Source organism: Pseudomonas sp. fls2-241-TYG-175 (assembly GCF_030209155.1).
In the GTDB taxonomy this organism is placed as follows: domain Bacteria; phylum Pseudomonadota; class Gammaproteobacteria; order Pseudomonadales; family Pseudomonadaceae; genus Aquipseudomonas; species Aquipseudomonas viridiflava.
In genome coordinates, this window is the sequence record NZ_JARVSO010000064.1 from 1 (window position 1) to 14648 (window position 14648).

Consider the following 14648-nt stretch of genomic DNA (forward strand, 5'->3'; position numbering starts at 1 on the left):
CCCGAATCAGCGCCAGGACTCAGCCTTCACCCACGTCGCGATCTGCGGTGTTCATACTATCGCGCTACAAAAGCACATCAGTACTGCTGCCTCTCCGGATAGCCAGATGATTTGTGTATAACGATGAGCGCGGAGCATGGGCACGACAGTGGCATGAGCACGATCATGCTGCTGCGCCTCAGGGCGCGTAAGGCTGTTCGCGCTTGTGCTGGGTCTTGGCGTAGGTGTCGCAGATGATTTTGAACGCCTCTTCGCGTACCGGCTGGCCGTGCAGGAAGGCGTCGATCTCGGCGTAGGTCACGCCGTGCGAAGCTTCGTCCGGTTTGCCGGGTGACAGGTCTTCCAGGTCTGCCGTCGGCACCTTCTCTACCAGTGATTCCGGTGCGCCGAAGTGGCGAGCGATGGCCCGTACCTGATGTTTCACCAAACCGCTGAGCGGTGCCAGATCGCACGCGCCGTCGCCGAACTTGGTGAAGAAACCCATCACCGCTTCCGCTGCATGGTCAGTCCCGATCACCAGACCCTGATAGGCACCGGCAATGGTGTATTGAGCGACCATGCGCATGCGCGCCTTGGTGTTGCCCAGCACGAAATCCACGGCGCTGGCAGGGTGCCCTTCGAACGCTTTCACTTCAGATGCGAGCGCCTTGACGCTGGGGCCGATGTTGACGGTATGGCGTTCGTCCGGCTCGATGAAGTCCACCGACGCCTGCGCTTCATGCTCGTCAGCCTGCACCATATAAGGCAGGCGCACGGCGACGAAGCGATAACTCGTGTCGCCGGTGCTCTCACGCAGTTCCTTGACGGCGCGCTGGGCCAGCAGGCCAGCAGTCAGCGAGTCGACGCCGCCACTGATGCCCAGCACCAGATTCTTGAGGCGGGCGTTCTGCAGGCACTGCTTGATGAAGTCGACGCGACGGGCGACTTCGGTTTCCAGAGCATTCTGGTCCGCGAACGGTGGCTGGACCTTGAGCTGTTCAGCAATCTGGCGCTGTACGGCGTGCATGATTCACTCCTCGTAGGTAGTCAAACTCAAACAGATTTATCAGAAGGCGGCAGGTCCGGCACCTTGAATACATGTCGCAGGTAGGCGACGAAGTTCGGATCCTTGCATTGCGCCTTGCCGGGCTCGTCGGAAATCTTTGCCACGGGCTGGCCGGCGCAGGCCGTCATTTTCAGCACCATGTTCATGGGGGCAATGCCGGGGATGTCCGCCGTCAGATTGGTGCCGATACCAAAACTGACATTGATGCGCCCGCGCAGTGCCCGGAAAATCTCCAGCGCCTTGGGCAGGTTCAGACCGTCCGAGAACACCAGCGTCTTGCTCATCGGATCGATGCCCAGTTTCTGGTAATGCAGGATGCATTTTTCGGCCCACTTCACCGGGTCGCCCGAGTCGTGCCGCAAGCCGTCGAACAGCTTGGCGAAGTACAGATCGAAATCGGTCAGGAATGCATCGGTGGTGATGCAGTCAGTCAGTGCGATGCCCAGCAGTCCGCGGTACTCGCGCACCCAGCAATCAAGCGCGGCAATCTGGCTGTCGATCAGGCGCGGCCCGAGTTGCTGATGGGCCATGATCCATTCATGGGCCATGGTGCCCAGCGGTTTGAGGTCAAGCTGACGCGCCAGATGCACATTGCTGGTGCCCACGAACTGTCCCGGGAAGTCATTCTTGAGCACGCCCAATACTTCTTCCTGGACGCGATACGAAAAACGCCGACGCGTACCGAAATCGGCGACCTTGAGCTCGGCCAGTTCATCCGGTGCGGCGTTGGTGCTCAGCCATTCGAACTTGTCGTAGAGCCGCTCGCGGGCCTGGCTGAGCAGGATCTTCGGGTAACGATGACGGTTGCGCACTTCGCTGACAATCGCCAGCAACGGCACTTCGAACATAATCACGTGCAACCACGGGCCATGCAGGCGAATGCACAGCTCGTCGTTCTCGATACTGGTCTTCACGTAACGGGTGTTAAAGCGGAACAGCCCCAGAAAGCGCAGAAAGTCGGGCTTCATGAACGTGATGCGTTCCATGAATGCCAAATGCTCGGGGCTCAGTGACAGCTCGCACAGCAGCTCGATCTGATGCCGTATTTCGTCCAGATAGGGCCGAAGGTCTTCACCGTTGCGGCAGCGAAACTCCCATTCCACGTCGACGTTGGGGTAGTTGTGCAGGACGGCTTGCATCATGGTGAGTTTGTAAAAATCGGTATCGAGCAGACTCTGCACGATGCGATTGGAGAAGGCGCTCTCGCTCATTGTTTCGGGTCTCCAGAGCAGCCGGTAAACATGGGGCTCGCGACTTCCTGTCCTGTTGCCACGGAAAGCTCACGGCCTGCTGGGTGGGCATTGTCGCCCTTAACTGGCCGGCTGATCCAACTGTTCGAGCATCCATTGCAGGAAAACCCTTATTTTGGGCACGTCGGCGGTGTGCTCCGGATAGGACAAGTAATAGGCATTGTTGGTGCTGGGCATTGCGAAATCCCATGCAATTACCAGCTTGCCTTCAGCCAGTTCTTCCTCCACCAGAAAGCGCGGCAGCAGCGCGACACCGCAGCCGACCTGGGCGGCGCGGATGCACATGTAGAAGGTTTCAAAACGCGGGCCGTGATAACTGTGATCGGTGTGATAGCCCTGACTTTCGAACCATTCATGCCAGGCCTGCGGGCGGAACGCGTTCTGCAGCAGGACCAGTTCGCTCAGTTGCCTCGGGTCGGTAAAGGGCGTTTCGGGCAGGCTGTCGGGCGAGCAGACCGGGATCAATTCTTCACCGAACAGCTTCACACTTTCTGCGCCAGGTATCGCAGCCTGACCGAAGTAGAACGAGACGTCGCAGCGGCCCTTGATCAAGTCATCCGACTCCTGCTCGTTGAGCAGGTCCAGATGGATATGCGGATGACGCAGGCGCCAGCCCTTTAGGCGCGGCACCAGCCATCGTGCACCAAAGGTCGAGGGCGTGGACACGCGCAGCACCTCCGTTTCCCCTCCATAGGAACGCAGGAAGTGCGTGGACATCTCGACCTGATTGAGGATCTTGCGCACCTCGGCCAGGTACAGCGAACCGGCGGGCGTCAACTGCAGCCTGCGTCGAACGCGCTGGAACAGCAGGTGCTGGACCAGCTCTTCAAGCTGCGCCACCTGCTTGCTCACCGCACTTTGGGTCAGGTTGAGCTCTTCTGCGGCGCGGGTGAAGCTCAAATGCCGGGTCACCGCCTCAAAACATTGCAGCGCAGCGATCGATGGCAGGTGACGTTTGTTAAGCATGAATGGGCTTCTCTTTTACAAGACGTGATGCATGAGTAATCGGAATGATATCTCGCCTAAAGGTCATTTGTTGCCCCGCTGAAGGCCGGTTATTACTACGTCGTTCGCACTACCGCAAAGGAGGGGCGCGATTTGCCTGCCGATTAAATAGGCATGAGGGCATTTTTCGCCAGATCCACTAGCCTCAAATGGTGCGTCTCGTAGCGTTTGCGCACCGGGCGTGTGCACTTCGGTGACGTACGTTGTTACAGGCGGGTTGCACGTCAGCCAATGTTCGGGTTGCTGTCCATCATCGTCCGGGTTGCTCTTTCATGAGGTGGGTTGCACCTTTTGCCATTAGAGCGGTTGCACGGCCTGTGGGCAACGAGATCAGGTCATTGAATGACAAGCCAAACGTGACATTTTCCGGAATAAAAAACTGATGGCACGTCCCTTGCTCTAGGCAAAGGCGTAGTCGCAGTGCCAATTAAAAAAACCAGGAGCACCACTCATGTCGCATACGTTTTACAGGAAAGGCTTTCTGACAATCGCAGTCGCTACTGCATTGGGCGTGTCTTCGTTGGCGCAGGCTGACGTGAAAATTGGCGTGGCGGGTCCAATGACCGGTGCCAACGCATCGTTCGGTCAGCAGTACATGAAGGGTGCGCAGGCTGCGGCTGATGCCATCAATGCCGCAGGCGGTGTGAATGGGGAGAAGATCGTCCTGGTCGCGGGCGACGATGCCTGTGAACCCAAGCAGGCCGTGGCCGTTGCCAACCGTCTTGTGGATCAGGAAAAGGTAGTGGGCGTTGTCGGCCATTTCTGCTCGTCTTCCACCATTCCGGCTTCCGAGATCTACAGTGATGCGGGCGTCATCGCTATCACTCCTGGCTCCACCAACCCGCAGGTCACCGAGCGTGGCCTTAAAGAGATGTTCCGCATGTGTGGCCGTGACGACCAGCAGGGTGTCGTCGCCGGTGATTACATCGTGGATGTCCTGAAGGGCAAGAAAGTCGCGGTCATCCACGACAAGGACACCTATGGCCAGGGCCTGGCCGATGCCACACAGACGCAACTGAAAAAGCGCGGCGTGACACCGGTCCTGTATGAAGGCTTGACCCGTGGCGAGAAGGATTTCAGCGCGCTGGTCACCAAGATCCGCTCGACCGGTGCCGATGTGGTCTACTTCGGCGGCCTGCACCCTGAAGCCGGTCCACTGGTTCGTCAAATGCGCGAGCAGGGCCTGAAGGATGTCCGGTTCATGTCCGATGACGGTGTCGTGACCGACGAACTGGTGACCACCGCAGGCGGCGCACAGTACGTCGATGGCGTGTACATGACCTTCGGCGCCGACCCTCGCATGCTGCCAGACAGCAAGGCGGTCGTGGACCAGTTCCGCAAATCCGGCTACGAGCCTGAAGGCTACACCCTGTACGCCTATGCTTCCGTTCAGACGCTGGCGGCTGGCTTCAATGGTGCCAAGTCCACCAAGGGCGACAAGGCAGCCGAATGGCTCAAGAATCATCCGGTCAAGACCGTCATGGGCGAAAAGGCCTGGGACAGCAAGGGTGACCTGAAGGTCTCCGACTACGTGGTGTACCAGTGGGACAAGGACGGTAAGTACCACCAGCTTGAAAAACAGAAATAAGACGGACGTGTGTCGACCGTGCTCGCTCCAGGTGAGCACGGGCTGACAAATGGATGGGCTCGCCCATGAGCGGGCCTGCATTTTCTGTTGCTTTCGGACCCGTTCGCCGCGCCTCACGAGGGCCCGGCGGACGGAATGCTGAGCTGCCTTTCAAGTGTGTGAGCGTGCGTGATGGACGGTATCTTCCTGCAGCAAATGATCAACGGACTGACACTCGGGTCGGTCTACGGTCTTATAGCCATCGGCTACACGATGGTTTACGGCATCATCGGCATGATCAACTTCGCCCACGGCGACGTGTACATGATTTCCGCCTACCTGGCCGCGATCGGCCTGGCGGTACTGTCTTTCTTTGGACTGGAATCCTTTCCATTCCTGATCCTCGGGACGCTGATCTTCACCATCGTGGTGACCGGCGTTTACGGGTTCGTGATCGAGCGTGTGGCCTACAAGCCGCTGCGCAACTCGACCCGGCTGGCACCGCTGATCAGCGCCATCGGTATTTCGCTGATTCTGCAGAACTACGCGCAGATCAGTCAGGGCGCACGGCAGCAGGGCGTCCCGACGCTGCTTGAAGGCGCCTGGCGTTTCGAGATCGGCACCGGCTTCGTGCAGATCTCCTACACCAAGATCTTCATCCTCATTGCCGCCTTTGTCGGCATGGGCGTGCTGACCTACATCATCAAGTACACCAAGCTGGGCCGCATGTGCCGCGCGACCCAGCAGGACCGCAAGATGGCGTCGATCCTTGGGATCAACACCGACCGGGTCATCTCCTACGTGTTCATCATCGGTGCGGCCATGGCGGCACTGGCGGGCGTGCTGATCACCATGAACTACGGCACGTTCGACTTCTACGCAGGCTTCGTGATCGGCATCAAGGCGTTCACTGCCGCCGTATTGGGCGGGATCGGCTCACTGCCTGGCGCGATGCTTGGCGGTTTGATTCTGGGGGTTGCCGAGTCGCAGTTCTCCGGTCTGATCAACTCCGACTACAAAGACGTGTTCAGTTTCGGCCTGCTGGTATTGATCCTGATTTTCCGTCCCCAAGGCCTGCTGGGTCGCCCACTCGTGGCGAAGGTATAAGTATGTCCGCTCCTATCGCTAAACCTGTTGATATCAAGAAAAGCCTGATCGACGCCGTGGTGGCCGGATTGCTGGCGCTGATCGTGTTCGGTCCTATCGTCGGCATCGTGCTCGATGGCTACAGCTTCAACCTGCAGCCGACCCGTGTGGCCTGGCTGGTGGCAATCGTCATGCTCGGACGCTTTCTGATGAGTCTGTTTCTGCAGACGCCCAGGGGCGTGCGTATCTCCCAGAGCTTCGAGAGTTCGGGGTCGGGCGTGCACGTGCTCAAACCCGATCACAAGTCGAGCCTGTACTGGATCATTCCGGTGCTGATCGTGATCGCCATCGTGTTTCCGATTTTCGCCAACAAATACCTGCTGACCGTGGTCATTCTCGGGCTGATCTATGTGTTGTTGGGGCTGGGCCTGAACATCGTGGTCGGCCTGGCCGGGCTGCTCGATCTGGGCTATGTGGCGTTCTATGCCATCGGTGCCTACGGCCTTGCGCTGGGCTACCAGTATCTCGGACTGGGATTCTGGTCGGCGTTGCCACTGGCGGCCATTGCGGCGGCGCTGGCGGGCTGCATTCTGGGCTTTCCGGTGCTGCGCATGCATGGCGACTATCTGGCCATCGTGACGCTGGGCTTTGGCGAGATCATCCGTCTGGTGCTCAACAACTGGCTGTCGTTCACTGGCGGCCCGAACGGTGTGCCGGTGCCCTCGCCAACGTTTTTCGGCCTGGAGTTCGGCCGGCGTGCGAAGGACGGCGGAGTGCCGATCCATGAGTACTTCGGCTTCGATTACAACCCGGACCTGAAATTCCTGTTCATCTACACCGTGCTGTTCCTCGTGGTGCTGGCCGTGCTGTTCGTCAAGCATCGCCTGACGCGCATGCCGATTGGCCGTGCCTGGGAAGCGCTGCGTGAAGACGAAATCGCCTGCCGCTCGATGGGCCTCAACCACGTGCTGGTCAAGCTGTCGGCTTTCACCATTGGTGCGTCAACGGCAGGTCTTGCGGGTGTGTTTTTCGCAAGCTATCAGGGCTTCGTCAACCCGACCTCGTTCACCTTCTTCGAATCGGCGCTGATTCTGGCCATCGTGGTGCTCGGCGGTATGGGATCGACGGTAGGTGTGGTGATCGCAGCCTTCGTGTTGACCGTTGCGCCTGAACTGCTGCGCAGCTTCTCTGAGTATCGCGTGCTGCTGTTCGGGATTCTGATGGTATTGATGATGATCTGGCGGCCACGCGGCCTGATCCGCATCAGCCGCACTGGTGTGGTTCCGCGCAAGGGTGCGCTGGTCAAGGAAGGAGCCACGCAATGAGCAATGAAGTGATTCTTTCCGTCGAACACCTGATGATGCATTTCGGCGGCATCAAGGCCCTCAGCGACGTGAGCCTCAAGGTTCGCCGCAACTCGATCTTCGCCCTGATCGGCCCCAACGGCGCGGGCAAGACCACGGTCTTCAACTGCCTGACCGGTTTCTACAAGGCCACTGGCGGGCGTATCGAGCTGCATACCCGTGGCAAGACCACCAACGTCATCAAGCTGCTGGGCGAGCCGTTCAAGGGCAGCGACTTCGTGTCGCCGACAAGCTTCCTGAGCCGCGTGTACTACAAGATGTTCGGCGGCACCCACCTGGTCAACCGGGCGGGTCTGGCGCGGACGTTCCAGAACATTCGCCTGTTCAAGGAAATGTCGGTGGTCGAAAACCTGCTGGTCGCCCAGCACATGTGGGTCAATCGCAGCCTGATCAGCGGGATCCTCAATACTCGCGGCTACCGCAAGGCCGAGGAAGACGCACTCAACACCGCGTTCTACTGGCTTGAAGTCGTGGATCTGGTGGATTGCGCCAACCGTCTGGCCGGTGAGTTGTCCTACGGGCAGCAACGCCGTCTGGAAATCGCCCGGGCGATGTGCACGCGTCCGCAGGTGATCTGCCTGGATGAACCCGCCGCAGGCCTCAACCCGCAGGAAACCGAAGCCCTGAGCGGCATGATCCGTCTGCTGCGCGATGAGCATGACATGACCATCGTGCTTATCGAGCATGACATGGGCATGGTGATGGGTATCTCCGATGACATTGTGGTGCTTGACCACGGCAACGTGATTGCCGCGGGCGGACCGGAGCAGATCCGCAACGATCCGAAAGTGATCGCCGCGTACCTGGGCGCTGATGAAGAGGAATTGGTATGAGCAAGCCGATCCTCGAACTGAAAGAGATCGATGTGTTTTACGGGCCGATTCAGGCCCTCAAGAAGGTCTCGCTGCATATCGACGAGGGCGAGACGGTCAGCCTGATCGGCTCCAATGGGGCGGGCAAGTCCACGCTGCTGATGTCGATTTTCGGTCAACCGCGTGCGGCCAGCGGGCAGATCATCTATCAGGGCACCGACATCACTCAGAAGTCGTCGCACTACATTGCCTCCAACGGCATTGCGCAGTCGCCGGAAGGACGGCGGGTGTTCCCCGACATGTCGGTCGAGGAAAACCTGATGATGGGCACCATCCCGATTGGCGACAAACACTCGGCTGAAGACATGCAGCGCATGTTCGACCTGTTTCCGCGCCTCAAGGAGCGTCGTAACCAGCGCGCCATGACCATGTCCGGTGGCGAGCAGCAAATGCTGGCCATCGCCCGTGCCCTGATGAGCCGTCCGAAGTTGCTGCTGCTCGACGAGCCGAGCCTGGGCCTGGCGCCAATCATCGTGAAGCAGATCTTCGCCACCCTGCGTGAACTGGCTGCGACCGGCATGACGATCTTTCTGGTCGAGCAGAACGCCAACCATGCGCTGAAGCTGTCTGACCGCGCCTATGTGATGGTCAACGGCGAGATCCGCCTGTCCGGCACCGGACAGGAATTGCTGGTCAATGAGGAGGTCAGGAACGCCTATCTGGGCGGTCACTGACGGTCTGGCAACTCGTGCTGTTTCAACCGTGCGCCCCGGGTGTTTTGCACTCGGGGCGTCGCTTTTCAGAATTGTGGAAAACAATTTTGACGGACCTTGGAAGTGCGACATAAAACCGCTGCAAACGGTTGTTTTGTCACGCTTTCGACTTGTTCAGGATTACTGTGGATCCGACTGTTAATAACTTGGGAGTATTTAGCTGCAGGCCTTTATGCATAAGGGTTACAGCGAAGTGTTCAAAAATCGTACAGGCGGTTTTCAGCTTTCATTCGGGCCGTTTGTCAACTGTCTGAAGGCTGGTTGTTCATACAGTTTATCCGCCTGTTCAACCTGTGGATAACTCTGTGGGCAAGCGTTGGAAAGAGTGGGGTAGGCGGCACGGATGCTGGGCTGTAGGCCATCATCCGTTCACACGACCGTCATCATTCGTTTGCCCTGCTGATCAAAGTCAAGGAAAAAACTTTGCATGCCTTGCTACAGGCCCCGGTCTGCGGGTGATGCAGCGTTTCAGAGTTGCCCCCGGATTTTGTGGGTCTGACTGTGGATAACGTGGGCAAAACTGCCTGCAGGCCTTGCTGCGTATGGCTTTGCTTGAGGTGTGTGTTTTTTGTACAGCTGATTGGCCTGGTCGCGGGATTTATCCCCAGGCTTGATCCAGAGCATTCGTGACGGGCATGCTTCCTTTTTCGCTTTATTTATTAACAGGCTGCGCCGCTTTAACGAGCAACAGGCTGCGCCATGTCAGGAGAAAGAGATGACTTCCACCGTATTCATTACAGGCGCCACTTCCGGGTTTGGCGAGGCGTGCGCGCGTCGTTTCGCTGAAGCTGGCTGGTCGCTGGTGCTGACCGGCCGCCGCAAGGACCGCCTGGACGCGCTGAGCGCCGAGTTGTCGAAGCAGACCAGGGTTCACACGCTGGTGCTGGACGTGCGTGACCGTGCGGCCATGGAAAGCGCTATCGCCGAGCTGCCGGAAGAGTTCGCCACAATTCAGGGCCTGATCAACAACGCAGGTCTGGCGCTGGGCATTGATCCTGCGCCCAAGTGCGATCTGGATGATTGGGACACCATGATCGACACCAACGTCAAAGGCCTGGTCTACACCACACGCCTGCTGCTGCCGCGCCTGATCGCACATGGCCGCGGTGCCAGCATCGTCAACCTGGGCTCGGTGGCCGGTAACTACCCGTATCCGGGCGGCAACGTGTATGGCGGCACCAAGGCGTTCGTCGGGCAGTTCTCGCTCAACCTGCGCAATGACCTCGTCGGAACAGGCGTGCGAGTCACCAATCTGGAGCCAGGTTTGTGCGAAAGCGAGTTCTCGCTGGTACGTTTCGGCGGTGATCAGGCCAAATACGATGCGACCTACGCGGGTGCAGAGCCGATCCAGCCGCAGGACATTGCCGATACGATCTTCTGGATCATGAACACACCGGCCCACGTCAACATCAACAGTCTGGAATTGATGCCGGTCAGCCAGACCTGGGCGGGCTTCGCGATCGACCGCAATCGCGGCTGATCAGTCTTTCTCGGGCGTGGGCGGCGGGAAGGCCGTGACAAAGCGGTTTTCCAGATAGTCCGCCAGCCCGATGTAGCAGGTAGCCAGATGGTAGGGTGTGGTCGATGGCATGTCGCTGCGGCTCACCGTGCCATCGGTGTCGACACACTCGTTCCAGCCGGTCGCATGCAGAAAGCGCTGTTCGAAGTCGAGCAGTTGCTGGCTGAGCGCTGACTCGCACTCCGGCCGCAAGGCCATCGCCCGCAAGTACTCAGCCTGCGCCCAGATGCGCTGGGTGCTGTCCTGCACCTTGCCATCCAGCGTCAGCGTTGCGGTGACAGCTCCGTTCTGTGGATCCACGCCTTGTGCCTGCGCATGGGCGAACGCACGGGTCATGGAGTCATGCAACGGCCTGCCGTGCATCTCGGGTGACGATTCGAGCAGGAAGAACCATTCGAACTGATGCCCCGGTTCATACCAGTTATCCACAGCGCCCAACGGCTTCTCGAGCATGACGCCCGTGGTTTTATCCACAAAGCGCTGCTGCATGTTGACGGCCAGCGCGTCCATCGCCGCCTGCGTCGCCGGGTCGGCACGCACCGACAGCGTGGCCAGAAAGGCTTCTGCCAGGTGCATCAACGGGTTCTGTAAAGGGCCGGTGCCGAGCGTTGACCAGCCTTCATCCAGTTGCGCTTCGTACAAGCCGTTTCCGTCGGCAAAGCGCTCGGCAACGACGTTGAGCGCTGCGTTGAGCACGGACTCCGCAAGCGGATCCTTCGACTTCGCCCAGTAATGGGCGCAGGCGAAGATGATGAAGGCGTGGGTGTACAGATCCTTGCGACGGTCCAGCGGTTTGCCCTGTGGGTCGATGCTGTAAAACCAGCCGCCATGCTCGCCGTCGTGGAAGTGCTGCTGCAACGAGCGGAACAGTGCACCGGCGCGTACAGCAGCGTCCGGTATCTCGTCGTGATCGATCAGGCTGGAAAACAGAAACAGCTGCCGCGCGCAGGCCATGGCCCGATAGCGTTGGGGTGGCAGCGGTTGATGGTTGGCATCCAGGGCTTCATACGGCAGCGCCAGTTGCGCATTCCAGCCGGGGCCTTGCCAGAGCGGCACGATCACCTTCAGGAAGTGCGCCTGCAAGGCAGCGAAGACCGAGGTCATGTCAGGCGTGGGGGCGGAGCTGGAAGCATGGGGCATCGGCTGTCGTCGCGGCTGTATCGAGATGCGCGACATGTTAGCAGGATTGCCGGGCAAGTCTCGATGGGCCTTGTTATCGCTTCAAGCATCGCACTCATGGTTATCCACAAGCCTTTCTGGATAAATGCAAACCTTGTGGGAGGCCCCACCACGTCTTCGACGTAGCGCTATCGCGCAGCAAACTTAGTGGGAGCGGACTTGTCCGCGAATGCAGTATTTCAGCCACTGCATATGCGTCGGATGTACTGGCCTTTTCGCGGACAAGTCCGCTCCCACAAAATCGAGTTCCTTCAGTGGGTTACAGGTTGTTTGATAAGAGGCGGCTTGCCGGCGATGCGTTTTTTCAGTTGGCCCATCACTACCAGACCCGACGCTATCGCCGGCAAGCCGCCTCCCACGGAATGTGTATTTAGCCTGCCAGCAACCAGACGCCTGTCGCGGCAGACGCGGCACCGGCCAGGCGCACCAGCGGCGCTGCGGCTTGCGGCAGTACGCGAACGACCGCGTAGCCAACGGCGTGCAGGGCTGCGGTGGCGGCAACGAAACCTGCTGCGTAGGCCCACGGGCTGGACATTTCCGGCAACTCAAGGCCATGCGCCACGCCGTGGAACAGTGCGAACATCGCGGTCGCTGCAACAGCCAGAGCCAGGGGCGGGCGAACGGCCAGTGCCACGGCCAGACCCAGCGCCAATACCGACGCCGCAATGCCGCTTTCCAGTGCCGGCAGGTTCAAACCCTCAAAACCCAGTACACCGCCGATCAGCATGGTGCCGACGAAGGTGCAAGGCAGAGCCCAGCGTGCGGAGCCTTGTTGCTGTGCGGCCCACAGACCGACGGCGAGCATCGCCAGCAAGTGATCCAGACCGCCAATCGGGTGGCTGATACCCGCAATAAGGCCGTTGTCGCCGTGGCCGGGATGCGCCAGCGCCAGGGTCGGGATCAGCAGGAGGGCGAGGGCGCCGAGGACTTTTTTGTAGTTCATCGAGGGTTTCCTTGTCGTGGGATCAGGCGGCCGCGTTCAGCAGGCCCTGGCGTTCAATGAAGGCAATGATCTGTTCCAGACCCTGGCCGGTTTTCTGGTTGCTGAAGACGAACGGCTTTTCACCACGCATCCGGCGGGTGTCGCTGTCCATCATCTCCAGCGAGGCGCCTACCAGCGGGGCGAGGTCGATCTTGTTGATCACCAGCAGATCCGATTTGCAGATGCCCGGACCGCCCTTGCGTGGCAGCTTGTCGCCTGCCGACACGTCGATCACGTAGATGGTCAGGTCGGACAGCTCCGGACTGAAGGTGGCGGACAGGTTGTCGCCACCGGATTCGACGATGATCAGATCCAGACCTTCGAAGCGGCGGTTGAGTTGGTCAACGGCTTCCAGATTGATCGAGGCGTCTTCACGAATTGCAGTATGCGGGCAGCCCCCGGTTTCCACGCCGATGATGCGCTCGGGCGCCAAGGCCTCGTTACGCACCAGAAAGTCGGCGTCTTCGCGGGTGTAGATATCGTTGGTCACGACCGCGAGGTTATAGCGGTCACGCAACGCCAGACACAGCGCCAGGGTCAGGGCCGTCTTGCCGGAGCCGACCGGGCCACCAATGCCGACGCGCAGGGGTTGGCTGTTCATTGAGTTCTCCAGAGGTACTTATCAGGACCGGAATAACCGGCTGTATTGACGTTCGTGGGCCATGCTCGCCAGTGACAGGCCAAAGGCCGCACTGCCGCAATGGCGGATATCCTGTTCAGTGGCACTGGCCTGCGCCTGCTGCAACAGTGGCAGCAGCTCGCTGGTCAGGCGTTGTGCAGCCTGCTGGCCGAGCGGCAGTGTCTTCATCAGCACCGCCAGCTGGTTTTCCAGCCAGCTCCAGAGCCAAGCGGCCAAGGCATCCTGCGGGCTGATCTGCCAGGCACGGGCGGCCAGCGCCCAGCCGAGTGCCAGATGCGGCTCGGTTGTCTGTTCCAGAAAGCCCCGCGCGCAGCGGTCCAGCTCCGGCAGGCCGTTGAGCAGCTGTTGCAGGGAATAACCCATCTGCCGGCTTTCCAGATGCAGTTCGCGGGTTTCCCGGCTGGCGCGATGTTGCTCGCTGAGTTGCAGCAATTGCCCCCAGTCTTCGTCCGCCGCCGCCTGGCAGTGCGCCAGCAGGAGCGGCGCTTCAAAGCGCGCCAGGTTGAGCAACAACTGATCGCCGATCCAGCGAGCGGCTGTCGGTGGATTGGTCACGATGGACTGTTCCACCGCCATCTCCAGACCCTGGGAATAGCTGTAGCCGCCAATCGGCAACTGCGGACTGGCCAGGCGCAAAAGCGCCCAGGCGCTGTTCACGGGCGCACGCCGAACTGGTGCAGACGAGGTGGATAGTTGAAATCCTCTTCGCCAGCGCGCGAATGATGGTGCCCGCCGCCATAGGCACCATGTTCCGGCTGGAACGGCGCTTCGATGGTTTCGGTGGTCGCCCCCAGTTGATCAAGCATGGCCTTGAGTACGTAGTCGTCGAGCAGTCGTAGCCAACCGTCGCCGACTTGCAGGGCCACGTGGCGATTGCCCAGGTGATAGGCCGCGCGGGTCAGTTCGAAAGTGCTGCTGCAGGTCACGTGCATCAGTTTTTCGGGGCGGGCGCAGACGCGGACGATGCGACCATCCTCGGCCTGGAGAAACTCGCCATCGCGCAGGGGTGATTGTCCGCGTTGCAGGAACAGCCCCACGTCTTCGTTTTCTGCACTGAAGCAGCGCAGACGGCTCTTGCTGCGCGCCTCGAAATTCAAGTGCAACTCGGCGGCCCATTCGGCCTGAGGTTCGATTCGGTTGTGAATCACCAGCATCAGATAGCTTCCAGCCAATTGCGATGCCTCAAAGCAGAGCAAGGGGCTTGCCAACAGTGCAGGGAGTGGGAAATGGCTGACGGAACGGGATTATCGATTGAATGACGTGTGCTTTTTTGGTGCGTTAAATAGCGGGTGATTCAATGTGGTGCAATCGAGTGGGGTGATAAGTCCGGCCATATGCGTTCCAGCAAGTACGCCGGGACGCAGAGCGTCCTGGGAGGCATTCCCACGCGGTGGCGTGAGGAACGATCATCATCCCAAGCTTATTG

General features: G+C 59.7%; 14 protein-coding genes. 6 read left to right on the forward strand and 8 right to left on the reverse strand.

What is annotated here, in order from left to right:
- Nucleotides 1-178: 178 nt before the first annotated feature.
- The 3 genes from nadE to QRN20_RS26480 all read right to left on the reverse strand — a co-directional run bounded on the left by nadE (nt 179) and on the right by QRN20_RS26480 (nt 3261).
- A complete protein-coding gene (nadE, locus tag QRN20_RS26470; RefSeq protein ID WP_122413134.1) occupies nt 179-1006 on the reverse strand; it encodes an NAD(+) synthase in 828 nt (275 codons plus the stop codon).
- Between the two features lie 26 nt (nt 1007-1032).
- A complete protein-coding gene (pncB, locus tag QRN20_RS26475; RefSeq protein ID WP_029241381.1) occupies nt 1033-2256 on the reverse strand; it encodes a nicotinate phosphoribosyltransferase in 1224 nt (407 codons plus the stop codon).
- Nucleotides 2257-2355: 99 nt separating this feature from the next.
- A complete protein-coding gene (locus QRN20_RS26480) occupies nt 2356-3261 on the reverse strand; it encodes a LysR substrate-binding domain-containing protein (RefSeq protein WP_029241382.1) in 906 nt (301 codons plus the stop codon).
- 490 nt (nt 3262-3751) lie between these two features.
- Between QRN20_RS26480 and QRN20_RS26485 the strand changes: the two genes are divergently transcribed.
- The 6 genes from QRN20_RS26485 to QRN20_RS26510 all read left to right on the forward strand — a co-directional run bounded on the left by QRN20_RS26485 (nt 3752) and on the right by QRN20_RS26510 (nt 10382).
- Nucleotides 3752-4888 carry an ABC transporter substrate-binding protein gene (locus QRN20_RS26485; RefSeq protein WP_004883611.1) on the forward strand — a complete coding sequence of 379 codons (1137 nt, stop codon included), beginning with the start codon at nt 3752-3754 and terminating at the stop codon, nt 4886-4888.
- A 171-nt stretch (nt 4889-5059) separates the two neighbouring features.
- Nucleotides 5060-5974 carry an ABC transporter permease subunit gene (locus QRN20_RS26490; RefSeq protein ID WP_285361573.1) on the forward strand — a complete coding sequence of 305 codons (915 nt, stop codon included), beginning with the start codon at nt 5060-5062 and terminating at the stop codon, nt 5972-5974.
- Nucleotides 5975-5976: 2 nt separating this feature from the next.
- Nucleotides 5977-7278, forward strand: coding sequence for a high-affinity branched-chain amino acid ABC transporter permease LivM (livM, locus tag QRN20_RS26495; RefSeq protein ID WP_029241383.1), 1302 nt, complete (start codon nt 5977-5979; stop codon nt 7276-7278).
- Nucleotides 7275-8150: an ABC transporter ATP-binding protein gene (locus QRN20_RS26500; RefSeq protein WP_029241384.1), complete on the forward strand. Its 876-nt coding sequence runs from the start codon at nt 7275-7277 to the stop codon at nt 8148-8150. Before livM ends, QRN20_RS26500 begins: the two co-directional genes overlap by 4 nt.
- The gene (locus QRN20_RS26505; protein ID WP_004883620.1) at nt 8147-8863 is read left to right on the forward strand and encodes an ABC transporter ATP-binding protein; all 717 of its coding nucleotides are present in this window, start codon (nt 8147-8149) and stop codon (nt 8861-8863) included. The genes QRN20_RS26500 and QRN20_RS26505 overlap by 4 nt, the downstream gene beginning before the upstream one ends.
- Before the next feature lie 754 nt (nt 8864-9617).
- Complete coding sequence (locus QRN20_RS26510; RefSeq protein WP_043305335.1) at nt 9618-10382, forward strand: SDR family oxidoreductase; 765 nt, start codon at nt 9618-9620, stop codon at nt 10380-10382.
- Here QRN20_RS26510 and QRN20_RS26515 read toward each other — a convergent pair whose 3' ends face one another.
- The 5 genes from QRN20_RS26515 to ureE form a co-directional block, all read right to left on the reverse strand.
- The gene (locus QRN20_RS26515) at nt 10383-11597 is read right to left on the reverse strand and encodes an AGE family epimerase/isomerase (protein WP_058432124.1); all 1215 of its coding nucleotides are present in this window, start codon (nt 11595-11597) and stop codon (nt 10383-10385) included.
- Nucleotides 11598-11970: 373 nt separating this feature from the next.
- Nucleotides 11971-12543, reverse strand: coding sequence for a HupE/UreJ family protein (locus QRN20_RS26520; RefSeq protein ID WP_043305334.1), 573 nt, complete (start codon nt 12541-12543; stop codon nt 11971-11973).
- Nucleotides 12544-12565: 22 nt separating this feature from the next.
- Entirely contained in the window at nt 12566-13183 is a 618-nt protein-coding gene (gene ureG / locus QRN20_RS26525; RefSeq protein ID WP_003347890.1) for an urease accessory protein UreG, read from the reverse strand.
- A 21-nt stretch (nt 13184-13204) separates the two neighbouring features.
- Nucleotides 13205-13879, reverse strand: coding sequence for an urease accessory protein UreF (locus tag QRN20_RS26530; protein ID WP_122434531.1), 675 nt, complete (start codon nt 13877-13879; stop codon nt 13205-13207).
- Complete coding sequence (ureE, locus tag QRN20_RS26535; protein WP_058432116.1) at nt 13876-14376, reverse strand: urease accessory protein UreE; 501 nt, start codon at nt 14374-14376, stop codon at nt 13876-13878. Before ureE ends, QRN20_RS26530 begins: the two co-directional genes overlap by 4 nt.
- Nucleotides 14377-14648 lie beyond the last annotated feature (272 nt).